The sequence below is a fragment of the Ramlibacter sp. PS4R-6 genome (assembly GCF_037572775.1).
GTDB lineage: Bacteria > Pseudomonadota > Gammaproteobacteria > Burkholderiales > Burkholderiaceae_C > Ramlibacter.
Window position 1 is genome coordinate 2,331,135 of record NZ_JBBHKA010000001.1, and the last position, 24,166, is coordinate 2,355,300.

22 protein-coding genes and 1 pseudogene are annotated in these 24,166 nt (G+C 69.0%); 15 read left to right on the forward strand and 8 right to left on the reverse strand.

The annotated features are described in order from the left end of the window. Positions 1 to 8 precede the first annotated feature (8 nt). From WG903_RS11585 to WG903_RS11595, 3 genes are all read left to right on the forward strand, one after another. The gene (locus WG903_RS11585) at positions 9 to 773 is read left to right on the forward strand and encodes an SDR family NAD(P)-dependent oxidoreductase (protein WP_340075434.1); all 765 of its coding nucleotides are present in this window, start codon (positions 9 to 11) and stop codon (positions 771 to 773) included. 25 nt (positions 774 to 798) lie between these two features. Beyond that, positions 799 to 1,764: a tripartite tricarboxylate transporter substrate binding protein gene (locus WG903_RS11590; RefSeq protein ID WP_340075436.1), complete on the forward strand. Its 966-nt coding sequence runs from the start codon at positions 799 to 801 to the stop codon at positions 1,762 to 1,764. A 113-nt stretch (positions 1,765 to 1,877) separates the two neighbouring features. Next, positions 1,878 to 2,606: a transglycosylase SLT domain-containing protein gene (locus WG903_RS11595; RefSeq protein ID WP_340075438.1), complete on the forward strand. Its 729-nt coding sequence runs from the start codon at positions 1,878 to 1,880 to the stop codon at positions 2,604 to 2,606. On the opposite strand, the gene WG903_RS11600 is transcribed toward WG903_RS11595, so the two are convergent. Further along, positions 2,607 to 3,428 carry an aldo/keto reductase gene (locus WG903_RS11600; RefSeq protein ID WP_340075440.1) on the reverse strand — a complete coding sequence of 274 codons (822 nt, stop codon included), beginning with the start codon at positions 3,426 to 3,428 and terminating at the stop codon, positions 2,607 to 2,609. Between the two features lie 22 nt (positions 3,429 to 3,450). On the opposite strand from WG903_RS11600, the gene WG903_RS11605 reads away from it, so the two are divergent. From WG903_RS11605 to WG903_RS11620, 4 genes are all read left to right on the forward strand, one after another. Further along, positions 3,451 to 4,242 carry a 2-keto-4-pentenoate hydratase gene (locus WG903_RS11605; protein ID WP_340075442.1) on the forward strand — a complete coding sequence of 264 codons (792 nt, stop codon included), beginning with the start codon at positions 3,451 to 3,453 and terminating at the stop codon, positions 4,240 to 4,242. A gap of 11 nt (positions 4,243 to 4,253) precedes the next feature. Next, positions 4,254 to 5,255 carry an aldo/keto reductase gene (locus tag WG903_RS11610; protein WP_340075445.1) on the forward strand — a complete coding sequence of 334 codons (1,002 nt, stop codon included), beginning with the start codon at positions 4,254 to 4,256 and terminating at the stop codon, positions 5,253 to 5,255. A 136-nt stretch (positions 5,256 to 5,391) separates the two neighbouring features. After that, on the forward strand, positions 5,392 to 5,832 hold the full coding sequence (locus WG903_RS11615; RefSeq protein WP_340075447.1) for a hypothetical protein: 441 nt from the start codon (positions 5,392 to 5,394) through the stop codon (positions 5,830 to 5,832). A gap of 38 nt (positions 5,833 to 5,870) precedes the next feature. Next, positions 5,871 to 6,320: a DUF2721 domain-containing protein gene (locus tag WG903_RS11620; RefSeq protein WP_340075449.1), complete on the forward strand. Its 450-nt coding sequence runs from the start codon at positions 5,871 to 5,873 to the stop codon at positions 6,318 to 6,320. On the opposite strand, the gene WG903_RS11625 is transcribed toward WG903_RS11620, so the two are convergent. Next, a complete protein-coding gene (locus tag WG903_RS11625; protein WP_340075451.1) occupies positions 6,307 to 7,305 on the reverse strand; it encodes an LLM class flavin-dependent oxidoreductase in 999 nt (332 codons plus the stop codon). The genes WG903_RS11620 and WG903_RS11625 overlap by 14 nt on opposite strands. A 53-nt stretch (positions 7,306 to 7,358) precedes the next feature. On the opposite strand from WG903_RS11625, the gene WG903_RS11630 reads away from it, so the two are divergent. The 3 genes from WG903_RS11630 to WG903_RS11640 all read left to right on the forward strand — a co-directional run bounded on the left by WG903_RS11630 (position 7,359) and on the right by WG903_RS11640 (position 9,978). Continuing rightward, positions 7,359 to 8,669, forward strand: a complete 1,311-nt coding sequence (locus WG903_RS11630) for a PQQ-dependent sugar dehydrogenase (RefSeq protein ID WP_340075453.1) — start codon at positions 7,359 to 7,361, stop codon at positions 8,667 to 8,669. Positions 8,670 to 8,721: 52 nt separating this feature from the next. Further along, complete coding sequence (locus WG903_RS11635) at positions 8,722 to 9,342, forward strand: FHA domain-containing protein (RefSeq protein ID WP_340075455.1); 621 nt, start codon at positions 8,722 to 8,724, stop codon at positions 9,340 to 9,342. A gap of 63 nt (positions 9,343 to 9,405) precedes the next feature. Then, positions 9,406 to 9,978, forward strand: a complete 573-nt coding sequence (locus tag WG903_RS11640) for a hypothetical protein (protein WP_340075457.1) — start codon at positions 9,406 to 9,408, stop codon at positions 9,976 to 9,978. On the opposite strand, the gene thpR is transcribed toward WG903_RS11640, so the two are convergent. The 3 genes from thpR to WG903_RS11655 all read right to left on the reverse strand — a co-directional run bounded on the left by thpR (position 9,975) and on the right by WG903_RS11655 (position 12,358). Continuing rightward, positions 9,975 to 10,499 carry an RNA 2',3'-cyclic phosphodiesterase gene (gene thpR, locus WG903_RS11645; RefSeq protein ID WP_340075459.1) on the reverse strand — a complete coding sequence of 175 codons (525 nt, stop codon included), beginning with the start codon at positions 10,497 to 10,499 and terminating at the stop codon, positions 9,975 to 9,977. The genes WG903_RS11640 and thpR overlap by 4 nt on opposite strands. A 31-nt stretch (positions 10,500 to 10,530) precedes the next feature. Next, the gene (locus WG903_RS11650; RefSeq protein ID WP_340075461.1) at positions 10,531 to 11,157 is read right to left on the reverse strand and encodes a CDP-alcohol phosphatidyltransferase family protein; all 627 of its coding nucleotides are present in this window, start codon (positions 11,155 to 11,157) and stop codon (positions 10,531 to 10,533) included. A gap of 76 nt (positions 11,158 to 11,233) precedes the next feature. Beyond that, entirely contained in the window at positions 11,234 to 12,358 is a 1,125-nt protein-coding gene (locus WG903_RS11655; protein WP_340075463.1) for an ABC transporter substrate-binding protein, read from the reverse strand. Between the two features lie 108 nt (positions 12,359 to 12,466). On the opposite strand from WG903_RS11655, the gene WG903_RS11660 reads away from it, so the two are divergent. Further along, positions 12,467 to 13,732: an MFS transporter gene (locus WG903_RS11660; RefSeq protein ID WP_340075465.1), complete on the forward strand. Its 1,266-nt coding sequence runs from the start codon at positions 12,467 to 12,469 to the stop codon at positions 13,730 to 13,732. Positions 13,733 to 13,764: 32 nt separating this feature from the next. On the opposite strand, the pseudogene WG903_RS11665 reads toward WG903_RS11660, so the two are convergent. Continuing rightward, positions 13,765 to 13,911: pseudogene (locus WG903_RS11665) on the reverse strand (DUF2917 domain-containing protein); the annotation flags it as partial. An 84-nt stretch (positions 13,912 to 13,995) separates the two neighbouring features. Here WG903_RS11665 and WG903_RS11670 point away from each other — a divergent pair. The 3 genes from WG903_RS11670 to WG903_RS11680 are packed head-to-tail and all read left to right on the forward strand — an operon-like array spanning position 13,996 to position 19,206. Then, the gene (locus tag WG903_RS11670; protein WP_340075467.1) at positions 13,996 to 14,949 is read left to right on the forward strand and encodes a LysR substrate-binding domain-containing protein; all 954 of its coding nucleotides are present in this window, start codon (positions 13,996 to 13,998) and stop codon (positions 14,947 to 14,949) included. Between the two features lie 10 nt (positions 14,950 to 14,959). Continuing rightward, a complete protein-coding gene (locus tag WG903_RS11675; RefSeq protein WP_340075469.1) occupies positions 14,960 to 16,492 on the forward strand; it encodes an alkaline phosphatase D family protein in 1,533 nt (510 codons plus the stop codon). After that, entirely contained in the window at positions 16,489 to 19,206 is a 2,718-nt protein-coding gene (locus WG903_RS11680) for a 7TM diverse intracellular signaling domain-containing protein (protein WP_340075471.1), read from the forward strand. The genes WG903_RS11675 and WG903_RS11680 overlap by 4 nt, the downstream gene beginning before the upstream one ends. Here the strand turns inward: WG903_RS11680 and serB are convergent, their stop codons facing one another. Continuing rightward, complete coding sequence (gene serB, locus WG903_RS11685) at positions 19,207 to 19,932, reverse strand: phosphoserine phosphatase SerB (protein WP_340075473.1); 726 nt, start codon at positions 19,930 to 19,932, stop codon at positions 19,207 to 19,209. 13 nt (positions 19,933 to 19,945) lie between these two features. Beyond that, the gene (gene mfd / locus WG903_RS11690) at positions 19,946 to 23,392 is read right to left on the reverse strand and encodes a transcription-repair coupling factor (protein WP_340075475.1); all 3,447 of its coding nucleotides are present in this window, start codon (positions 23,390 to 23,392) and stop codon (positions 19,946 to 19,948) included. Between the two features lie 72 nt (positions 23,393 to 23,464). Between mfd and ispD the strand changes: the two genes are divergently transcribed. Then, a complete protein-coding gene (ispD, locus tag WG903_RS11695; protein WP_445263594.1) occupies positions 23,465 to 24,166 on the forward strand; it encodes a 2-C-methyl-D-erythritol 4-phosphate cytidylyltransferase in 702 nt (233 codons plus the stop codon).

Genomic DNA, 24,166 nt, shown 5'->3' on the forward strand with positions numbered 1-24,166 from the left:
CTGGCCCGATGGACAAACCCGTCGCGATCGTCACCGGCTCCGCCTCCGGCGTGGGCGCCGCCACCGCGCTGAAGCTCGCCCAGCGCGGCTGGAACGTGGTCATCAACTACTCGAAGAGCGAGAAGGAAGCGCAGGAGACGCAGGCTGCGTGCCAGTCGGCGGGCGCGCACACGCTGCTCGCGAAGGGCAACGTCGCATCCGACGATGACTGCCGCGCGATCGCGGCGGCCGCCGTGCAGCGCTGGAACCGCATCGATGCGCTCGTGAACAACGCCGGCACCAGCGTCTTCGGCGAGGACGCCAAGTGGGACAACATCGACGCCGAGGTGTTCCAGCGCATCCTGGCCGTGAACACGCTGGGCACCTTCCAGATGCTGCGCGCCTGCCTGCCGCAACTGAAGGCGGCGAAAGGCGCGGTCGTGAACGTGTCGTCGGTGGCGGGTGCGCTGGGCATCGGGTCGTCGGTGCCCTACGTCGCGTCCAAGGGCGCGGTGAATTCACTGACGCTGCACTTCGCGCGGCAGCTGGCGCCCGACATCCGCGTCAACGCCGTCTGCCCCGCGCTCATCACGTCGCCGTGGTTCGACAAGGGCATGGGCGAGGGCGGGCTCGAGAAGGCCATCGCCGCCACCGAAGCCCACACGCCGCTGCGCAAGCCGAGCACGCCGGAAGACGTGGCCGAAGCCATCGTGTTCCTCATCGTCGGCGCACCCACCATCACGGGCGAGCTGCTGATGATCGACGGCGGCACGCACCTGGGCACGCGCCGCTAGAACCGACAACGAAGGAGACAAAGCCATGAACCGAATCTCGCGCCGCGCGATCTGCATCGCCGCTGCCGCGCTCGTCGCCATTCCCGCCGCCGCGCAATCGGTGTGGCCCACCAAGCCGGTGAGGATCGTCGTCACATTCCCGCCGGGTGGTGCGCCCGACACGCTGGCGCGCATCCTCGCGGAGAAGTGGGGCTCGCTCGGCCAGCCGATCACGGTGGACAACAAGCCCGGCGCGGGCGGGAACATCGGCGCGGACTTCGTGGCCAAGAGCGCGGCCGACGGCACGACGCTGGTGGTGGGCACCGTGGGCACGCATGCGATCAACGCGTCGCTGTACGACAAGATGCCGTACAACAACCTCAAGGACTTCACGCCGGTCACCTTCCTCGCGTCCACGCCGAACCTGCTGGTGGTGAACAACACGGTGCCGGCGAAGACGGTGAAGGAACTCATCGACCTGGCGAAGACGAAGCCGCTGACCTTCGGCTCCTCGGGCAGCGGCACGTCCATCCACCTGTCGGGCGAACTCTTCAACACCCTGGCCGGGGTGAAGATGCAGCACATCCCGTACCGGGGCCGCGCGCAGGCCATCCCCGACCTGCTGGGCGGGCGCATCGACATGATCTTCGACAACATGCCGTCGGCGCTGCCGCTGGTGAAGGCGGGCGAGCTGCGCGCCATTGCGGTCACGAGCGCGCAGCGCTCGCCGGCCGCGCCCAACGTGCCGACGATCGCCGAGTCGGGCCTGCCGGGCTTCGAGGCGACGTCGTGGTTCGCGCTCTATGCGCCCGCGGGCCTGCCGCGCGACGTGCAGATGAAGATCAACGCCGAGACGCTGCGCGTGATGGCTCTGCCGGACGTGAAGGAAAAGCTCGCGACGCTGGGCTTGGAAATCAACACGGGCACGCCCGAGGCGCTGATGCAGCTCACCCAGCAGGAGACCATCAAGTGGGCGAAGGTGGTCAAGGAATCGGGCGCCAAGCCTGACTGAGCCAGGGAAAATTCTTCGAAGTGCGCTTCCGCACGCACTTGCGCTGATACAACGCCGAACTTCGCGCCGCGAGCCTTAGTCTCTCCCGCTTTGCCTTGTCGGAGAGGGACTACATGCGCGTCGCGCGTTCGCCTGCTTTTGCCGCTTTCGCCGGGTTCTTCGGCGTCATGCTTGCCTGCACCACCTTCGTGGCCCAGCAACAGATGCCCCGGTTGCCGGAACTGCTCACCGTCGAGCTACCCCGCGTCGAGATCGCCGTGAAGGTCGATCGCGAGGCTTCGTACTTCGACGACCTGCGCGCCCAGGTGCGCTGGGTGCCGACGAAGGTGGGCCGCGCGACGATGATGGCGCCCGACTTCGAGTCGCGCCTGCTGCTCGCGAAGTCCGCCGCGGAGCGCGCGGGCCTGGGCCAGCTGGGCCTGTCGTACAAGGACGTCTACGCGATCATCAACGCCGAGACCTCGTGGGCGCCGCGCACGGGCGCCAGCCGCGACGGCACGCCCAACCTGGGCATCGCGCAGTTCGAGCCCGCCACGGCCAAGGCGCTGGGCATCCGCGACCCGGACGACCCGGTGGAAGCGGTGCATGCGGCGGCGGTCCACATCAAGGAAGCCGCGCTGTGGAGCGAGGACCGGCTGCGCACGCTGAAGCTCGGCAAGGCCGAGCGCGCCGAGAAGCTGCGCGAAGGCATCTCGATCTACTACAACCTCTCCACGCGCGGGCGCAACCAGTGGAACGGGCTGAACACCGCACAGCTGCCGGTCGAGACGCAGCGGCACATCGCGAACGCGCGCTACGGCGTGCAGGAAGTCAGCCAGCTCGAGTCGCAGCTGCGCTCGTGATCAGGCGACGATAGCCGCCACCTTGTCCTGCCACCACGCCGGCGGCGGGATCTCGCCTTCGCCGGCCTTGGCGTTCGCGGCCATGTGCTCCGGCCGCGACGTGCCGGGGATGACACAGGTGACCGCGGGCTGCGACAGCACGAACTTCAGCAGCACCTCGTTCCACGTGTCGCAGCCGATCTCGGCGGCCCAGGCCGGCAGGCGCCGGCCGCGCAGGGCCTTCAGCACCTTGCCGCCGCCGAACGGCAGGTTGATGAGGACGGCCAGGCCGCGCTCCTGCGCCAGCGGCAACAGCCGCTGCTCGGCCTCGCGGTCGGCCACCGAGTAATTGAACTGCACGAAGTCCAGCGCCTCGGCGCGCACGACCTTCTCCAAGTCCGCATAGGCCGACGAGGTGTAGTGCGTGACGCCGATGTAGCCGACGCGCCCCTGCGCCTTCCACTCGCGCAGCGTGGCCAGGTGCTCGTGCGTGTCCACGAGGTTGTGCACCTGCATCAGGTCCACGCGCTCGACCCCCAGCAGGCGCATCGAGCGCTCCATCTGCTCGATGCCGGCGCGCTTGCCCGACGTCCACACCTTCGTCGCGACGAAGGCCGGCTCCTTCGCCGCGCGCGTGCCCAGCAGCTCGCCCACCACCTGCTCCGCGCTGCCGTACATCGGCGAGCTGTCGATGACACGGCCGCCCGCGGCGAAGAGCGCATCCAGCACCTTCCCGCGCTGCGCGAGCGCGACCGGGTCGCTGCCCACGTCGAACCCCAGCCAGGTGCCGCAGCCCACCACCGGCAGCGGCTGCGAGGTGGAAGGGATGGGGCGCGCGTGCATGCATCGAGAGTACAGTGAGCGCATGGCCTTGTCACCCCAGCAATTGCTCGCACACCTGGACGCGAACACCTACTGGCCGCAGCCTTTCGGCGCCTCGCTGCAGGAGGCGTACGAGCACCAGCTGGCCGTGCGCGAGCTGCGCATCGCGCGCGGCGAGAAACCGCGCGGCTTCAAGATCGGTTTCACCAACCGCACCATCTGGGAGCGGTACGGTGTGTACGCGCCGATCTGGGGTACCGTCTACGACACCACCTTGCGATTCTGCGAAGGCAGCGGCGAGCTGGCAATCGGCACCTGCAGCGAACCGCGCATCGAGCCCGAGTGCGTGTTCGGCATCGCCCGGACGCCGCCGGCGCGTGCCGGCCTGGACGAGCTCTTCGATTGCATCGAGTGGCTGGCCCCGGGGTTCGAGGTCGTGCAGTCGCACATGCCGGGCTGGAAGTTCGTCGCCGCCGACACGGCTGCCGACGGCGCCTTGCACGGCCGCCTGCTCGTCGGGCCGCGCAAGCCCGTGCGCGAAGTCGCCGCGACGGCCACGCTGCTGGAGGCCCAGCTCGCGCGCGCGCATGTCGAGCTGGTGCACGACGGCGAGGTGAAGGACCGCGGCGCCGGCGCCAACGTGCTCGACGGCCCGCTGCACGCGCTGCTGCACTTCCTGCAGGCCTTGCGCGACTGCCCCGGGGCGCCCGACCTGCTGCCCGGCGACGTGGTCACCACCGGCACGTGGACCGACGCCTGGCCGGTGAAGCCCGGCGAGCGCTGGCAAGCGCGCTACGATGCGCCGCTCGCGAACCTCGAAGTCACATTCCGCTGAAGGATCAAGCGATGCACTACCGCACGCTCGGCAAGAGCAACCTGAACGTTTCCGTCCTGTGCCTGGGCACCATGATGTTCGGCGACCAGACGCCCGTCGCGGACGCGCGGGCCATCGTCGACGACGCGCAGGAGCATGGCGTCAACTACATCGACACCGCCGACGTCTACACCAAGGGCGCGTCGGAGGCCATGGTGGGCGAGCTGCTCAAGGGCCGCCGGCACCAATGGGTGCTCGCGACGAAGCTCGGCAACAAGATGTCGGAGCGGCCCAACGAAGGCCACTTCTCGCGTTCGTGGATGCTGCGCGAGCTGGACGCGAGCCTCGCGCGCCTGGCTACCGACCACGTCGACATCCTCTACCTGCACCGCGACTTCAACGGCATGGACCTGGAGGAGCCACTGCGTGCGCTCGACGCGATGCTGCGCGCCGGCAAGATCCGCTACTGGGGCATCTCCAACTTCCGCGGCTGGCGCATCGCCGAGTGCGTGCGCGTCGCGCGCGAGTTCGGCATGCCCCAACCGGTGGTGTGCCAGCCCTACTACAACCTGCTCAACCGCATGCCCGAGGTCGAGATCCTTCCCGCATGCGAGGCGTTCGGCATCGGGGTCACGCCGTACAGCCCGATCGCGCGCGGCGTGCTCACGGGCAAGTACCTGCCGGGCCAGAAGCCGCCCGAAGGTACGCGCGTGGCGCGCGGCGACAAGCGCATCGCCGAGACGGAGTTCCGCGAGGAGTCGCTCGTCATCGCACAGAAGCTGCAGGAGCATGCGCAGCGCAAGGGTTTGTCGCTCGCGCAGTTCGCCACGGCCTGGGTGCTGGCGCACCGCGCGGTGAGCTCGGTGATTGCCGGACCACGCACGCTGCAGCAATGGCAGCAGTACCTGCCGGCCATCGACGCAGCCTTGACGCCCGAGGATGAGCAGCTCGTCGATTCGTTCGTGCGCGCAGGTCATCCGTCGACTCCCGGCTTCAACGACCCGGCGTACCCGCTGCCCCCGCGCACAAGGTAACTGTCGCGTAAACGCGGTGTGAACGTGGCCTTAAGTGGCCGTTTTCCTACACCACTGCTGTGCACCCCAAGCCATTCTGGGCGTTCTAGAGGACGGGGGCCATTCCGGCCCCTGCTCACCTGAATGGGAGATAGCTATGCTGAAGAAAGTCCTTCTTGCCGCCGCGATCGCGTCGTCGTTCGGTGCCGCCGTTGCGCAGCAACGCGCCATCGTGATCACCGAGGCGCCGCCGACCGTGCGTGAAGAGCGCATCCCGGAATACCGCCGCGGCTACGACTGGGCCCCGGGCCACTGGGCCTGGCGCAACGGCCAGTACGTGTGGGTCGAGGGCCGTTTCCTGCGCGAGCGCCGCGGCATGCACTGGGTGGGCGACCGCTGGGTGCAGCGCCCGAACGGCCGCTGGGAACTGGTGGCCGGCCACTGGGAGCGCGGCCATCACGGCAACCGCTACATGGGCGCGCGCGGCTATGGCGACCGTGACCACGACGGCGTGCCGAACCGCAACGACCGCGACCGTGATGGCGACGGCGTGCCGAACCGCTACGACAACGCGCCCAACAACCCGAACCGCCGCTAAGGCGTGACTGAAAGCCTCGGCTGCTATAACGGCAGCCGATGGCTTTCACCATAGATACCAACGCCGCCGCGCACGGCATCCAGCTGGCCGTCGCGCCGGTGTTCCTGCTCACGGCCGTGTCCGGCATGATCGGCGCGGTCGCGGGGCGCCTGGCGCGCATCATCGACCGCGCGCGCCGGCTCGAGGACAGCGCCCTCGCATCCTCCGACAACGACTTCCGTGCGCGGGCCAACGTGGAGCTGGACGAGCTACGCGTGCGCGGACGCTACTGCAACGCCTGCATCGCGCTGCTCACCACCTGCGCGTTCCTCATCGGTGTGACCATCATCCTGCTGTTCGTCGGCGAAACCACGTCGATCGACGCGAGCAAGATCGCGGTGGGCACCTTCCTGTTCGGCGTTGCAATGTTCCTCGCGGCGCTGCTGTGTTTCCTGCGCGAGACGCTGCTGGCCACGCGCGTGCTGGACGTGCACGTCAGGGTGAAGTAGCCAGCTCCTCGCGGACCTGCGCCGCGATTTCGTACGAATGCACGCGCGCGCGGTGGTCGTACATGGCGCCCGCGATCATCAGCTCGTCGGCGCGCGTTTCGGCGATGAACTCGCGCAGCCGTTCCTTCACCGTCGCCGGCGAGCCGATCGCCGTGCAGCTGAGGATCGTGTCGAGCAGGGCGCGCTCCCCGCCCGTCGACTGCTCATAAAAGCCCTCGCGCGGCGGGGGCAGGCGGCCGGGGCGGCCGCTGCGCAGGTTCACGAACGATTGCTGCCACGAGGTCGCGAGCGGCTTCGCCTCTTCGTCGGTGTCCGCCGCGAAGACGTTGTAGCCCAGCATGACGTAGGGCTTGTCCAGGAACTTCGAGGGCTTGAACAGGCTGCGGTACAGCTCGATCGCCTGCATCAGCGCCTGCGGCGCGAAGTGCGACGCAAAAGCGTAGGGCAGGCCGAGCATCGCAGCCAGCTGCGCGCCGTAGTGGCTGGAGCCGAGGATCCACACCGGCACCTTCGCGCCCAGCCCCGGCACTGCGCGGATGCGCTGCTCCGGTTCGTCGGACATCAGGTCGATGAGCTCCAGCACGTCGCGCGGGAACTCGTCGGCGTCGCTCATGAGGTTGCGCCGCAGGGCGCGCGCGGTGGCCTGGTCGGAGCCCGGCGCCCGGCCCAGGCCCAGGTCGATGCGTCCGGGAAAGAGCGCCTCGAGCGTGCCGAACTGCTCGGCGATGACCAGCGGCGAATGGTTGGGCAGCATGATGCCGCCCGCGCCGACGCGGATCGTCTTGGTGCCGCCGGCCACGTGGGCGATGAGCACCGACGTGGCCGCGCTCGCGATGCCGGGCATGCCGTGGTGCTCGGCCAGCCAGAAGCGACGATAGCCCCAGCGCTCGGCGTGCTGCGCGAGGTCGAGCGAATTGCGGAAGGACTGGGCGGCATCGCCGCCTTCGGCGATGGGCGAAAGGTCGAGCACGGAGAAGGCGGCCATGCACCGAGTATGGAAGGAACCGCCGCCGCGCGTTCGCGCTCAGAATAATAGGCATGCGAACACTGGCCCTACTCGTCCTTGCCGCCGCGGCACTGTGCGCCTGCGGCGAGGTTGCCAAGCTGCCCGAGAACGCCACGTGGGGCCCGGACCCGCAGCTCGGCGAAATCCAGAAGCGGCTGATCCCCACCGTGAACATCGCCGATGCCACGGGCTGGCCGCAGGGCGCGCAGCCGACGGCCGCCGCAGGCTGGCGCGTGACGCCGTTCGCCACCGGCCTGACGCATCCGCGCTGGGTCGTGGTGCTGCCCAATGGCGACGTGCTCGTCGCCGAAAGCAACAAGCCCCAGCCGCCCCCCGGCGAGAAGGAGAAGCACGGCATCAAGGCCTTCTTCATGAAGATGTTCATGAAAAAGGCGGGGGCGGGCGTGCCCAGCGCCGACCGCATCACGCTCCTGCGCGACGCCGACGGCAACGGCGTGGCGGAAACGAAGACCGTGCTGATCGACGGCCTGAAGTCGCCCTTCGGCATGGCGCTGGTGGGCGAGGTGCTGTACATCGCCAACGCGGATGCGATCGTGAAGGTGCCGTTCAAGCCGGGCGCCACGCGCATCGACGCCAGGCCGGAGAAGGTCGCGGACCTGCCGGCCGGCATCAACCACCACTGGACGAAGAACATCCTGGCCAGCCGCGACGGCTCGAAGCTGTACGCCACCGTGGGCTCCAACAGCAACATCGGCGAGAACGGCATGGACATCGAGGAGGGCCGCGCGGCGATCTGGGAAGTGGATGTCGCCAGCGGCAGGAAGCGCCTGTTCGCCGGCGGCCTGCGCAACCCCAACGGGCTGGCGTGGGAGCCCACGAGCGGCGCGCTGTGGACGGTGGTCAACGAGCGCGACGAGCTGGGCAGCGACCTCGTGCCCGACTACCTCACGTCGGTGCAGGACGGCGCGTTCTACGGCTGGCCCTGGAGCTACTGGGGCCGCAACGTCGACGAGCGCGTGAAGCCGGCCAACCCGCAGAAGGTGGCCGCCGCGAAATCGCCCGACTACGCGCTGGGCAACCACGTCGCGCCGCTGGGCCTGGCGTTCGCCGAAGGCAGGCTGCCCGCGCCCTACGCCAGCGGCGCCTTCGTCGGCGAGCACGGCTCGTGGAACCGCAAGCCCTTCGCCGGCTACAAGGTGGTGTTCATCCCCTTCGAGGGCGGCAAGCCCAAGGGATTGCCCCAGGACTTCCTCACCGGCTTCCTCAGCGCGGACGGCAAGGCCTACGGGCGCCCGGTGGGCGTGGCCGTGGACGCGCGGCGCGGGGTGCTGGTGGCCGACGACGTGGGCAACGCCATCTGGCGTGTCGCGCCCGCGCAATAGCACCGAAGCGCGCCCGATTGCGCGGCCGCCTGCGCGGCACTAGGATGGGCGCATGCCGCAGCTCATCGCTTCCGTCGAAGGCGTCGAGATCAAGCACGTGTACCTGCAGAAGGACCGCACGACGCTGGGCCGCGCCCCCGACAACGACATCGTCTTCGACAACATGGTGGTCAGCGGCCACCACTGCGTGTTCGACCTGAAGGGCCTGGCCGACGTCTACATCGAGGACCTGCGCTCCACCAACGGCACGTACATCAACGGCCAGATGGTCAAGCGCCAGCGGCTGCACGACGGCGACGTGATCGCCATCGGCAACTTCCGCATCCAGTTCCTGGAGGCCACCGAAAGGCCCAGCGGCTTCGGCGAAACCACCGCGATGAAGATCGGCGCCGACGGCGTGCCGCGCCAGCTGCACGCCGTGTTCCAGGTCCTCAACGGCTCCTCCGCGGGGCTCGAGATGCCCGTCGTCAAGGCCGTGACGACCTTCGGCAAGCCGGGCACCTGCGTCGTCGCCGTGTCGCACCGGCGCGAAGGCTTCTTCGTGGCGCACCTGGACGGCGTGGAGGCGCCCACGCTCAACGGCGACCGCATCGGCGCCGACCCGCTGCTGCTCTCCAACCACGACGTCGTGGAGATCGCCGGCACCCGCATGCTGTTCCAGTTCAAGGAATGAGGCGGCGGCCCGTATGATGCGCCATCGCTTCTTCCAACAAAGGCAGGCGGGCGCATGGGGCTGATGAACAAGATCCTCGGCGGCAAGGGCAAGTCCGCCCAGCCGTCGCAGTTCCAGGAAAGCCAGGCCGCGACGGCGCTGGACCAGACCAAGTCGAGCAACGCGCCGCGGCGCGAGCTGGTGCAGATCACCCTGCGCGAGACCATGCGGCGCCACGGCATCCCCTCCGACTGGATCGACTGCCGCACGCTCTCCGTGCTGACCAAGCACCACAAGCAGGGCATGCACGTGCAGTTCCTCGTGCGCAAGGGCGACCACCAGGTCCTGCCATGGCTCCACGCCTTCCAGGAAAGCTTCTGGGAGCAGGTGCTGCGCACCGACCCGCGGGCGCACGACTGGCTCTTCAGCGTGGGCTGGGAGTTCTACGGCAAGTCGGAGCAGGGCTTCCACAAGCTGCCCGGCACGGGCGCGTGGAAGGAAGAAGACACCGAACCGGCGCATATCGACAAGGACGCCGGCGACACGCTGCCGCCCGACGAGGAAGACGCGCTTGCCACCGACCTGCAGAAGCTGCAGGCCATGATGACGCAGCCCGGGGAGCTCACGGAGATCCCCGACACGCCGCGCAAGCGCTAGGCGTTCCCGAAAGTCTCCAGCACCTGGTAGCCGCGGCCGCCGCCGAGCGTCTGCACCAGCACGAACCCGCCCTTCGATTCCCAGTCGATCGCTGCCATCTCTGCGGGCGGCTTCGCGCCTTGCGCGCGGCGCGCGAGCGTGACGTGCGGGCGGTAGCTGCGCCCTTCCACCGGCAGGCCGATTTCGGCCAGCGCGAGGCCGATGCGCGCATGCAGCCCGCGCAAGGCGGTCGGCGAGTTTTCCGGGCGCAGGACGGCCGTGCCGTGCTGCCACATGTCCGGGTGCCCGAAGTGCAAGGCGAAACCCTGCGCCGCGACGCGGTCCAGCACGTACTTGAGGTCGAGCACGCGCTCGGGCGCGACGTCGCCGAGGAAGTGCAGGGTGGCGTGCAGCCGTTCGGCCTTGACCAACGTGGCCTGCTGCGGCCACTGCCATTGCGCCTGCCAGAGCGCGATGGCCTCCCGCACGGGCTCGGGGGGCCACAGGGCGATGAAGAGGCGGACGGTCGCCGGCGCTCGCATGAGCGCGATTGTGCGCCTGAACAGGACCGGATTAGAACTTCGGAATACGCAGGGTCTTGCTGATCATCAGGCTGCCGGACAGGACGTACAGCAGCGCCAGCAGGTGCAGTTCCCACGGGCCCAGCATGAAGCTGCCGCCCCACAGCGCCTCGCCCGTGTGGCCGCGCCAGTGCGCCAGTGCGATCACGCCGGTCAGCACCACGCTCGTCGGGATCGGCGTGCCTTCGAAGTACTTCACCTTGCCGGCGGTGTCGGCCAGCTGTTCGGCGGTGACGTTGAAGCGCGCCAGCCGGCTCACGCCGCAGCACACGAAGTAGATGAGCGCAGCGGCGTCCCAGCCGCCCTGCATCCCGGCCGCGAAGCCCAGCGCCGCCGGCGCCACGCCGAAGGAGATCACGTCGGACAGTGAGTCGAGTTCGCGGCCCAGCGCCGAGTGCTGGTGGCGCGCCCGGGCGACGCGGCCATCGAGCACGTCGAAGATGAATGCGGCGGGCGCGAGCGCGGCGGCCGCGAAGAAGTGCGCCGCATCGCCGCTGGCCATGTACAGCATGGCCAGCATCACGCCGCCGACGCCGCACGCGGCATTGCCCAGGGTGAAGAAGTCCGCGAGGTGGAAGCCTCGCAGCATCGAGAAGTGGCGGGGCGCGGCTTGGTCCATCGGATCACCTTAAGCCGGGCCTTGCAGCCCGACCGTCGGAGCCGCGCGCCGCGGTGTGTAGTCAGCGTCCGACGGCTTACTGCCGGATCTTCCCGGTGTTGTTCACGATCGAGAGCTCGACGAACTTCGAGCCCGTGCGCTGGCCCGGCTTGAAGCCGACCATGTAGCCGCCCAGGTCGAGGCGGTCGATGGAGTCGAGCGCGGCGACCATGCCTTCGCGGCTGGGCGCGCGCTGGCGGCGCACGGCCTCGACGATCACCTTCGCGGTGATGAAGCCTTCCATCATCGCGTAGCTCAGGGGCACTTCCAGCTTGCCCGAAGCGGCGGCGATGTCGTTGAGCTCCTTCGCGATGCGGCTGGAGATCTTGTACGGGCTGGGCGTGACCTGCGCGATGGCGACGCCCTGCAGCTGCTCCTCGCCCAGGCGCTTGGCCATCTGCTCCACGTCGGCGCCCGAGTGCGTGAAGATCTGCGCGACGCCGCCCGAGGCGCGGTATTGCTCGATGAAGGCCGCCGCGGCCGCGCCGCTGGCCACGACCAGGATCGCCTGCGGTTGCGCCTTGACCAGCTGGTCGACGGCGGCGTTCACCTTGGTCGTGCCGGGGTCGTAGGTGGCATGCGAGCCGATCTGCGCCTTGGCCTGCTTGGCCGATTGTTCCGCGGCCGCCAGCAGGCTGGCGGCGCCCGGGCCCGCTTCGTACAGCAGGCCGAGCTTGGTGATGCCGATGGTGGCCAGGTGCTCGGTGAGCTTGTTCAATTCCTCGCGCAGGCCGGCGCGCACGTTGTACAGCAGGGGCGTCTCGCCGCGGATCTCCCACGAGCGGTAGCCCACGAGCGGGATCTTTTCCTTCTCGAGCAGGCCCGAGGCGACGAGATCCGCGATGTTCTTGTTGCCGAAGTAGCCGGCCAGCACCAGCGGCTTGTTCTGCGCCAGCAGTTCCCTGGTCATGGACACCGTGTCCTCGGGCCGGCCGCCGTCGTCCTTGCGCACGAGCGTGAAGGTGTGGCCGTTGACGCCGCCCGCCTTGTTCACGCTGTTGAACAGGAGCTCCATGCCGGTGGCATACGCGCGGCCTTGCGTGGCTTCCATGCCGGACATGGGGCCGACCTGTCCCACGACGATCGTCGCTGCCTGTGCCGCATGGGCGAGGAGGGCCAACACGCCGGCCGTGGCCGCGCGCGCAAGAAGGGCTCGCGTCATGATGTCTCCTGTGGTCTTTCCAACTGCGTGGTGCAACGTTAGTCCGAAGAACACCCGTGGGCCGTGTGGAAAGCACGTAGCGCGCGTTTGTTGTCCAATAGGGCACGGATGAGCGCTCCCCACGCCACGACCCAGGACATCGAATCGCGCTACGCGTGGCTGCGGCTCATGGTGTCGCTCACGCTGATGACGATCGGCGGCGCCGGCATGTATTCGATCTCGGTGGTGCTGCCGCGCATCCAGCAGGACTTCGCGGTGGACCGCGGCGCCGCATCCTTCCCCTACACGCTGACCATGATCGGCTTCGGCATCGGCGGCATCGCCATGGGCAAGCTCGCCGACCGCTTCGGCGTGATGGTCCCGGTGGTGGTGGGCAGCATGGGCATCGGGCTGGGTTTCGTCGCCGCGGGCGTCGCGCCCAACCTGGTCCTCTTCGACATCGTGCACGGCGTGCTGATCGGGCTGCTCGGCACGTCGGCGACCTTCGCGCCGCTGGCGGCCGACACGTCCAAGTGGTTCGACCGCCGCCGCGGCATCGCGCTGGCGATCTGCATGAGCGGCAACTACGTCGCCGGCGCGGTGTGGCCCCCGGTCGTGCGCTACTTCAGCGATGCCTACGGCTGGCGCGCCACCTTCGTGGGCATCGGCATCTTCAGCGTGTTGGCGATGCTGCCGCTGGCGTTGGCCTTGCGGCGCAGGCCCCCGCCGCAGAAGGAGGAGGTCGCGGCGGCGATGGGCTCCACCAGCGCGGGTCCAGTGCGGCCCATGGGCCTGAGCGCGGGCCTGGTGCAGTTCCTGCTGTGCGTGGCCGCCGTCGCCTGCTGCGTGGCGATGTCGATGCCGCAGGTGCACATCGTGGCCTATTGCAGCGACCTGGGCTTCGGCGCCGCGCGCGGCGCGGAGATGCTGTCGCTGATGCTGGCGCTGGGCGTGGTGAGCCGGCTCGTCTCGGGGTGGATCTCCGACCGCATCGGGGGGCTGCGCACGCTGCTGCTCGGCTCCATCCTGCAGGGCATCGCGCTGTTGCTCTTCCTGCCTTACGACGGGCTGGTGTCGCTGTACGTCGTCTCGGGCCTGTTCGGCCTGTTCCAGGGCGGGATCGTGCCGTCCTATGCGCTGATCGTGCGCCAGCACTTCCCGGCCGCGCAGGCCGGCTGGCGCGTGGGCACCGTGCTGATGGCGTCGCTGTTCGGCATGGCGCTGGGCGGCTGGATGTCCGGCGCCGTGTTCGACTGGACGGGCTCCTACCGCGCCGCCTTCATCAACGGCATCGGCTGGAACCTGTTGAACGTGGCGATCGTCTCGTTCCTGCTCTGGAGCGCGACGAGGTCCACGCGCGTGGGACCCAGCGCGTACAGCAGCGCGCGCGCCTGACGCGGCGTCTCGAAGGTCTCGCCCGCTTCCACGACCCAGTCGCGCTCGTCGTTGTCGAGCGTGATCCACAGGGTGCCTTCACGGCAGGCGATGCGCAGCCGCGAGGGGTCGTCGATGGCGTGCACCTGGCGCGCGGCGAGGGTGAGGGTGGTGCTCTCGAAGGGGACGGCGGTGGTCATGGTGTTTCTCCGGTGGCATTCGCGGTTGGAATCACTATATTGGCCGCGTCTCCCCGGTACAAACGATCATTTGGAATCTCTCGCATGCTCAAGACGAATGCGAAACCCCCGCCGCCCGCCGTCCCGCGCCAGGCCCTGCCGCCGCTGGACCTGCTGCCCACCTTCGAGGCCGCGGCTCGCCACCTGAGCTTCACCGTCGCCGCGGGGGAGCTGTTCCTCACGCAATCGGCCGTCAGCCGCCAGATCCAGCAGATCGAGGCGAACCTGGGCGTGGCCCTGTTCGAGCGCAAGCACCGCTCGCTGGAGCTGACCGAGGCGGGCCGCATCATGCAGCGCGCGGTCACCGACTGCCTGGAGCGCCTGCGCGATGCGACGACGCGCGTGCGCGCCACCTCGCAGATGCGCCACGTCGCCATCACGTGCACCCCGGGTTTCGCCTCGCTGTGGCTGATCCCGCGCCTGACGCGCTTCACCGCGGACCACCCGGAGGTGGACGTGCGCATCTCCGCCACGCTGGAGCTCGTCGACCTGGAGCGCCACCAGGTCGACCTGGCCGTGCGCTTCATCCCCAAGGGCGAGGGCGAGGGCGCGCCGCTCTTCGAGGAGCAGGTGGTCCCCCTGTGCTCGCCGAAGCTCGTGGCCGACAAGCGCAACCCCCTGAAGAAGCCGGCCGACCTGGCCAACCACACGCTGCTGACCATCGACACGCCGCAGGGCGGCTCCATGACCGTGGACTGGGAGCCGTGGCTGCGCGTGATGGGCCTGGCCGAGGTCCACATGAAGAACACGGTGCGCTTCACCCGCTACACCGAGGCCGTGGCAGCCGCCGTGGCGGGGCAGGGCGTGGTGATCGGCCGCCTGCCGCTCATGGCCGAAATGGTCCGCGACAAGCGGCTGGTTTCGCCCTTCGGCGGCGGCGCGGCGTCGCAGCGCGGGTACTACGTGATGCTGGGCGAGTCGGGCCGGCGCAACCCCGATGCGCACGCCTTCGCACAGTGGCTGCGCACGGAGGCGGATGCCGCACGCCAGTTGCTATAGTGGGCCGCGCATGCTCAGCAGGGGATTCGACCGCCGCGACTGGCTGAAACTCGCGCTCGCCACGGCCAGCGCGGGATGGGCGCCGCGCGCCGCGTGGTCGCAGCCCCGCCTGCGCGCCAACCCGTTCGAGATGGGCGTGGCCAGCGGCTCGCCCACGCACGATTCCGTCGTGCTCTGGACGCGCCTGGCCGGCGACCTGCCGCGCGGGCCGGTCGCGGTGCGGTGGGAAGTCGCGCACGACGAAGCCTTCGCCCGCATCGCGCAGCGTGGCGAGCAACAAGCCGTGCCCGAACTCGCGCATTCCGTGCATGCCGAAGTGGCCGGCCTCGAGCCGGACCGCTGGTACTTCTACCGCTTCATGGCCGGCGACGCGCTGAGCACGGTGGGGCGCACGCGCACGCTGCCGGCGCCGGATGCGGCTCCCGCGCGGCTGCGGCTCGCGTACGCGTCGTGCCAGCGCTGGGAGCACGGCTACTTCAGCGCCTGGCGCCACATGCTGCGCGAGAACCTCGATGCGGTGCTGTTCCTGGGCGACTACATCTACGAGTACCCGCTGGCGGCCTCGCCCGTGCGCATCCCCACCGGCTGGTGGACGCTGGCGCTGGACGACTACCGCGCGCGCTACGCGCTGTACCGCAGCGAGCAGGACCTGCAGGCCATGCACGCGGCCTGCCCCTGGTTCGCCACCTGGGACGACCACGAGGTTCAGAACGACTACGCCGGGCTCGTGCCCGGCGATTCCGGGCCGCGCGTGCCCGACTTCGCGGCGCGGCGCGCGGCGGCCTACCAGGCCTTCTACGAACACATGCCCGTGCGCGCGGCGGCGCTCTCCGAAAAGCGCGTCTACGCGCAGCACCGCTTCGGCAAGCTCGCGGGCATCGTCATGCTGGACAGCCGCCAGTACCGCGACGCGCAGGCCTGCAACCCGGGTGGCAAGCGCGGATCGGCCAGCGTCGACCCGCAGGCGTGCGCGAGCTGGGAGGACCCCAAACGCAGCCTCCTGGGCGCCGCGCAGGAGCAATGGCTCGACGGCGTGTTGGCGCAAGGCGGCGCCACGTGGACGGTCGTGGGGCAGCAAACCCTGTTCGGCCAGCGCGACTTCCAGCCGGGCCCGGGGCGCTCGCTGTGGAACGACGGATGGGACGGCTACCCGGCGGCGCGCCGCCGCTTCACCGAAAGCCTGTTGAAGAACCGTGTGGCCAACCCCGTGCTGCTGGGCGGCGACGTGCACGAGAACTGGGTCGGGCACCTGAAGGCCGACTACCAGCGCCCCGACAGCGCCCCGATCGGCGTGGAGTTCTGCGGCACCAGCATCACGTCGCGCTCGGGCGGCAACGCGCAGATCGCGCCGGTGCTCGCCGAGAACCCGCATTTCGTCTTTGCGGACGCCGAGCGCAAGGGCTACGGTGTGGTGGAGTTCACGCCGTCGCGCCTGACCACGACGCTGCGCGTCGTAGACGACGTGACCAAGCGCGACACGCGCGTGGACACACTGGCCACTTTCACGGTGGAAGCGGGCCGCCAGCGGGTGGAGGCTGCATGAGGAGGCTGGCTGCGTTCGTCGTCTCGCTCGCATGGGCCGCAGGCGTGCTCGCGCAGGGCGCGCCGGGCGTGGTGGCGGTGAACGGCGGCGACAGCTACGTGCTGTCGAAGTCCTTCGTCGAGCTGGAGGACAAGGAAGGCAAGCTGGGCATCGACGACATCACGAAGCCCGGTGTGCAGCAGATGTTCAAGGCCGTGCCCCGCGACGGCCCGGGCGCGAACTTCGGCCTGACGTCGTCGGCCATCTGGCTGAAGGTGACGCTGCGCCTGCCGCCCAAGGCGCGCGAGGACTGGCTGCTGGAGGTCGCGTACCCGCCGCTGGACAAGCTCGAGCTGTATGCGCCCGGCGCGTACGGCTGGGACAAGCAGGTCGGCGGCGATGCCTACCCCTTCGGCGACCGCGTGATCCCGCACCGCAACCACGTGTTGCCCGTGCACCTGAAGGCCGGGCAGGACAACGTGCTGTACCTGCGCGTCCAGTCCGAAGGCACGGTGGCCGCGCCCGCGACGCTGTGGCAGCCCTCGGCGCTGTGGCAGCACGACCTGGCCACGTACTCGGCGCTGAGCCTGTACTTCGGCCTGCTGATCGGCCTGTTCCTCTACAACCTGCTGCTGTTCATGTCGGTGCGCGAGGCGGCCTACGCGGCGTACTGCGCCTTCGCGTTCTCGCTGGGCATCGGCCTGGCGTCGCTCACCGGGCTGGGCGCGCAGTTCCTGTGGCCGGCGTGGACGTGGTGGAACACCGTCTCGCCGCCCGTGGGCCTGGCGTCGGCCGCGGTGTTCGGCATCCTGTTCGCGCGCAGCTTCCTCGCCAGCGCGCAGCGCATGCCGAAGATCGACCGCTTCCTGCTGGTGCAGCTGGCCGGGTGGTTCCTGTCGATCGTCGCGGCGGTCACGCTGCCGTACATCGTGTCGACGTACATGGTCACGGTGCTGGCGGTCGTGAGCGTACTGACCATGGTGGTGATCGGCATCGTCACGGTCAAGCGCGAGTTCGCCGGCGCCAAGTACTTCTTCACGGCGTGGGTGATGCTGCTGGTCGGCGTGGTGACGCTGGCGCTGCACAACACCGGTTTCCTGCCGTCCAACGCGATCACCTCCAACGCGCTGCTGCTGGGATCGGCGGCCGAGATGGTGCTGCTGTCGTTCGCGCTGGGCGACCGCATCAACGTCGCGCGCCGCTTCAAGGAGGCGGCGCAGGCCCGCATCGCGGCCGAGCACGCGATGGTCGAGGCCCTGAGCCAGTCGCAGAACCACCTGCGCATGGTGCTGGAGGAGCGCGAGATCATCCTGCAGAACTCCATCGTGGGCATCGCCTTCCTCACGCCCGACGGGCGCCTGCGCTGGGCCAACAAGCCGGTGATGGACCTCTTCGGCATCCACGCGCGGCCGGGGCTGTCGATGGAGCCGTTCTACATGTCGCGCGAGCAATACCTGCAGGTGGGCGGCGGCGTGGCGGCGGCGGTCGCGAAAGGGCAAGTGTTCGAGAGCGAGGTGCAGATGCGCCGCGCCGACGGCGTGCCGATCTGGGTGTCGCTGTCGGGCAAGGCGGTGAACAAGGACGACCTCTCCAAGGGCACCGTGTGGGTCCTGATGGACATCACGGAGCGCAAGGAACTGCAGGCGCAGCTGCAGAAGACCGGCCAGGAGCGCGAGGCCATCCTGAACAACGCGCTGGTGGGCATCGTGCTGTCGGTGAACCGCCGCCACGAATGGGTCAACGAGAAGTTCGCGCAGATGCTCGGTTACCCGCGCCAGGTGCTGATCGGCCAGGATTCGAGCTACATCCATCCCGACATGGAAGCGTGGGAGCGTTTCGGCGAGGAGGCGCGCGCGGCGCTCATCGCCACCGGCTCCTACACCAGCGAACGCCAGGTGAAGCGCCGCAACGGCGAGCTGTTCTGGGTGGAGATGGGCGGCAGCTGCATCCGGCCGAACGACCCCGACTCGGGCGTCATCTGGACCTTCCTGGACATCACGGGGCGCAAGAAGTCCGAGATCGAGATCCGCGAGGCGCTGGAGCAGCAGAAGGCCCTGAACGAGCTGCGCAGCCGCTTCGTCGCGATGACCAGCCACGAATTCCGCACGCCGCTGGCCGCCATCATGTCGGCCGAGGAGCTGCTGCGGCACTACGGCGACCGGCTGCCGCGGGCCGAGCGCGACGAGATCCTCGACAGCATCTCGTCGGGCGTGCAGCGCATGTCGCGCATGATGGACCGCGTGCTGCTGCTCGGGAAGGCCGATGCGGGCATGCTCGACTTCCAGCCGCAGCGCATCCAGCTGGCGCCTTTGGTCAAGCAGTTCGTCGACGAGGCGCGCGCGCAGCAGCCGCACGACGGCAACGACGTGAAGGTGGAGATCGCCGAGGACGTGGACGAGGGCGCCTATGACGAGAAGCTGCTGCGCCACATCTTCAGCAACCTGCTGTCCAACGCCCTGAAGTATTCGCCGCACGGTGGCGAGGTGCGCTTCCAGGTGCGGCGCGAAAACTCGCACACCGTCTTCGAAGTGGCCGACCAGGGCATCGGCATCCCGGCCGACGAGATCGGGCACCTGTTCGAATCCTTCCACCGCGCGAGCAACGTCGGTGCGATCCAGGGCACGGGGCTGGGGCTGGCGATCGTCAAGAACGCCGTGGAAATGCACGGCGGCGTGATCGACGTGGAGAGCGAGCTCGGGAAGGGCACGACCTTCCGCGTGAGCCTGCCGTCCTGATCAGGCGAAGAGTTCGAGCAGGCGGTCCAGCCCGCCCGAGTTGATCTGCACCATCGCCTGCTCGCGCACCTTCGGCTTGGCGTGATAGGCCACCGACAGCCCCGCTTCGCCCATCATCGGCAAGTCGTTCGCGCCATCTCCCATCGCGATCGCCTGCTTCGGCGAGATGCCCAGCTTCGCGCAGGTTTCGAGGAACATCTTGCGCTTTTCGGCGCCGTCGCAGATGTCGCCCCAGTCCTGGTCGACCATGCGGCCGGTGAGCTGGCCGCAGTTGGGGCCGGATTGGACCTCCAGCACGTTCGAGCGCGTGTAGTCGATGCCCAGCGTGTCGCGCACGCGGTCGGTGAAGAACGTGAAGCCGCCGGAGACCAGCAGCGTCTTCATTCCCACTGCCTTGCACGCGGCGACCAGCTCCTTCGCGCCGGGGTTGAGCTGCAGCCGCTCGGTGTAGACCTGCTCCAGGTCGGCCACCGTCACGCCGCGCAGGAGCTTCACGCGGCGGCGCAGGCTTTCCTTGTAGTCGGCGATTTCGCCGCGCATGGCGGCCTCGGTGATCGCGGCGATCTCTTCCTTCTTGCCGACGGCGGCGCCGATCTCGTCGACGCACTCGATGTTGATCAGCGTCGAGTCCATGTCGAACGCGATCAATTTGAAGTCGGCCAGCTTCAGCGGCGGGTTGACGCCGCGCACCGCGAGGCCGGGAGAGAGTTCTCGGAAGTCGCTCATGGCTTCGATTGTGTCATGCGGTTTCGGCCACCTTGGGCGTCCCGAGCGAGCGCAGCACGTCGCGCACCATCTGCGCGCGGTCCTTCACGTCGACGAAGGAGCGCTCGATGCGCAGCTTCTGGTTGCCCGCGAACTTGAAGTGCTTGTGCTTCTGCACCAGCTCGATGATGCGCATCGGGTCGATGGGCGCGTTGGCCTTGAACGTGATGTTGATCACGCCCGGCGCGGCGTCGACCTTCACGACGCCGTAGGGCCGCGCCATCACGCGCAGGCGGTGCACGTCGATCAGCGTCTGGGCCTGCGGCGGCAGCTTGCCGAAGCGGTCGACGATCTCCTCGAGCAGCGCGTCGATCTGGTCCGTGGTCTTGGCGGTGGCCAGGCGCTTGTAGAACGACAGGCGCAGGTGCACGTCGCCGCAGTAGTCGTCCGGCAGCAGCGCGGGGGCATGCAGGTTGATCTCGGTCGTGACGGCCAGCGGCGCGAGCAGGTCCGGCTCCTTGCCGGCCTTCAGCGACTTCACGGCCTCCGCCAGCATCTCGTTGTACAGCTGGAAGCCCACTTCCAGCATGTTGCCGCTCTGGCTCTCGCCCAGCACCTCGCCGGCGCCGCGGATCTCCAGGTCGTGCATCGCCAGGTAGAAGCCGGAGCCGAGTTCCTCCATCTGCTGGATCGCATCGAGGCGCTGCTCGGCCTGCTTGGTCAGGCTTTCCTTGTCCGGGACCATCAGGTAGGCATAGGCCTGGTGGTGGCTGCGGCCGACGCGCCCGCGCAGCTGGTGCAATTGCGCCAGGCCGAACTTGTCGGCGCGGCTGATGACGATGGTATTGGCCGTCGGCACGTCGATGCCGGTCTCGATGATGGTGGAGCACAGCAGCACGTTGAAGCGCTGCGCCACGAAGTCGCGCATGACGCGCTCGAGCTCGCGCTCGGGCATCTGGCCGTGGGCGACGGCGATGCGCGCCTCGGGCAGCAATTGCTCCAGCCGCTCGCGGCGGTTCTGGATGGTCTCGACCTCGTTGTGCAGGAAGTACACCTGCCCGCCGCGCTTGAGCTCGCGCAGCACGGCTTCGCGCACGACGCCGTTGCTCTCGTTGCGAACGAAGGTCTTGATCGCCAGGCGGCGCTGCGGCGCGGTGGCGATCACCGACAGGTCGCGCAGGCCTTCCAGCGCCATGCCCAGCGTGCGCGGGATGGGCGTGGCCGTGAGCGTGAGCACGTCCACTTCGGCGCGCATGGCCTTCATCGCCTCCTTGTGGCGCACGCCGAAGCGGTGCTCCTCGTCGATGATGAGCAGGCCCAGGTTCTTGAACTTGGTGGCTTCGGAGAGCAGCTTGTGCGTGCCGACGACGATGTCGACGCTGCCGTCGGCCAGGCCCTTGAGCGTGGCGTTCACTTCCTTCGTCGAGCGGAAGCGCGACACCTCGGCGATCTTGACCGGCCACTTCGAGAAGCGGTCGACCAGCGTCTGGAAGTGCTGCTCGGCCAGGAGCGTGGTCGGGGCGAGGAAGGCCACCTGCTTGCCGCCGGTTACCGCAATGAACGCGGCGCGCAGCGCGACCTCCGTCTTGCCGAAGCCCACGTCGCCGCACACGAGGCGGTCCATGGGCTGCGGCGAGATCATGTCGTGGATGACGGCGTGGATGGCGGCGTTCTGGTCTGGCGTCTCCTCGAAACCGAAGTCGTTGGCGAAGGCCTCGTAGTCCTGCGCCGAGAAGCGGAAGGCATGGCCTTCGCGCGCGGCGCGACGGGCGTAGATGTTCAGCAGCTCCGCTGCGGTGTCGCGCACCTGCTCCGCGGCCTTGCGCTTGGCCTTTTCCCATTGGCCCGAGCCGAGCTTGTGCAGCGGCGCCTCGTCGGCCGACACGCCCGTGTAGCGGCTGATCAGGTGCAACTGGCTGACCGGGACATACAGCGCGGCCTTGTCCGCGTATTCGAGGTGCAGGAATTCCGTGCTGCCCTGGCCCAGGTCCATGTTGACCAGGCCCTTGTAGCGGCCGATGCCGTGCTGCGCGTGGACCACCGGGTCGCCGATGTTCAGCTCCGACAGGTCCTTGATCAGGGCTTCGACGTCGCTGACCTGCTCCTGCTTGCGGCGGCGGCGCGCGCTGGGCGCGGCGGCGAAGAGCTCCGTCTCCGTGACGAGGTCGATGCCTTCTTCCAGCCAGGCGAAGCCGACGGCCAGCTCGGACGTGGCGATGCCGATCTTCTCGTCGCTCTTCTGGAATTCCTCCAGCGACTCGAACGCCGGCGGGGCGACGTGGCTGGCCCGCAGGAAGTCGAGCAGGCTCTCGCGCCGCCCGTCGCTCTCGGCCAGCACCAGCGCGCGGTGCTGCGTGTTGCGCAGGTGCTCCTTGAAGCGCGCCAGCGGGTCGTCGGCGCCGCGCACCACGGCGATGTCGGGCAGTGCGCTGAACTCGGTGTACGGCTGCTGCTCGTCGGCCGTCGCCCTCAGCGCCAGCTGCGCATGCTCGTTGGCCTTCGAATAGAACTGCTCGCTGGTGAGGAACAGCGCCTCGGGCGGCAGCACGGGCCGCTCGGGGTCGCCCTGTGCGAGCCGGAAGCGCTCGCGCGTGTCCTGCCAGAAGCGCTGGAACGCCGGCTCGAGGTCGCCGTGCAGCACGAGCGTGGATTCCGCGCCGATGTAGTCGAAGAACGTCGCGGTTTCGTCGAAGAAGAGCGGCAGGTAGTACTCGATGCCGGACGTCGCGACGCCGTTGCCGATGTCCTTGTACATGCGGCTCTTGGTCGGGTCGCCCTCGAGCAACTCGCGCCAGCGGCGGCGGAAGAGCGCGCGCGCATCGTCGTCCATGGGGAACTCGCGGCCGGGCAGCAGGCGCACCTCGGGCACGGGGTACAGGCTGCGCTGCGAGTCCGGGTCGAAGGTGCGGATCGAATCGATCTCGTCGTCGAAGAGGTCGACGCGGTAGGGCACCGTCGAGCCCATGGGGAACAGGTCGATGAGGCCGCCGCGCACGGCGTACTCGCCGGGGCTCACGACCTGCGTGACGTGGTTGTAGCCCGCCAGGGTGAGCTGCGCGCGCAGCCGCGCCTCCTGCAGCTTCTGTTTCACGGCGAACTGGAAGGTGTAGCCGGCCAGGAAGCTGGGCGGTGCCACGCGGTACAGCGCGGTGGTAGCGGGGACGATCACGACGTCGACTTCGGCCTGCGAGATGCGCCACAAGGTAGCCAGACGTTCGCTGATCAGGTCCTGGTGCGGCGAAAAGGTGTCGTACGGCAGCGTTTCCCAGTCGGGGAACAGGGCCACGCGCAGGTCGGGCGCGAAGAACGGCATCTCGGCGACGAGGCGCTGCGCATCTGTCGCGCTGGCGGCAACGATCGTGGTCAGGCGGCGCGATCCTTGCTCGCGCTGAGCCAGCCGCGCGAGCATCATGGCGTCGGCGGACCCCGGCGGGCGTGGCAGCGTGAAGCGCTTGCCTGTACTGAGCTTGGGGAATTCCATCCGGATGAAAAATGACGAACACCCCGCTCCTGGAATAGGGTGGGGTGGACAATGAATTCTAGAATGGACGGTATGGCAGCGAGTGACAGCAATCCCAATCCCCGCTTCTACGCGCTGGTGCCCTGCGCGGGAACGGGCAGCCGGGCCGGCACGTCCGGCCCCAAGCAATACGAACGCATCGCGGGCCAGCCGCTGGTGTGGCACACGCTGGCGGCCTTCGCGGCCGTCAAGCGCATCGCGCGCGCGATGGTGGTCGTCGCACCGGGCGACGGCTTCTTCGAACGCAACCCCACCTCGGCCCTGGTCGTGCCCTGCGGCGGCGCGACGCGCGCGCAAAGCGTGAAGAACGGCCTGTACGAGCTGCGCCGCGTGGGCGCGACGGAGAACGACTGGGTGCTGGTGCACGACGCGGCGCGTTGCCTCGTCACGCCCGAGCTCATCGACAAGCTGATCGACGCGGTGCAGGGCGACGAGGTGGGCGGCCTGCTCGCCCACAAGCTGCCCGACACGCTCAAGCGCGACGAGGACGGCCGGGTGGCCGAGACGCTGGATCGCGAAGACAAGTGGGCCGCGCAGACGCCGCAGATGTTCCGCATCGGCATGCTGCTGCAGGGCCTGGAGCGCGCGGGCAACGGCGTCACCGACGAAGCCGCGGCGATCGAGTCGCTGGGCAAGCGGCCGCTGCTCGTCGAGGGCGGCGCGCAGAACTTCAAGGTGACCTACCCCGAGGACTTCGCGGCGGCGGAGATCGTGCTGAAGGGGCGCATGCGTTGA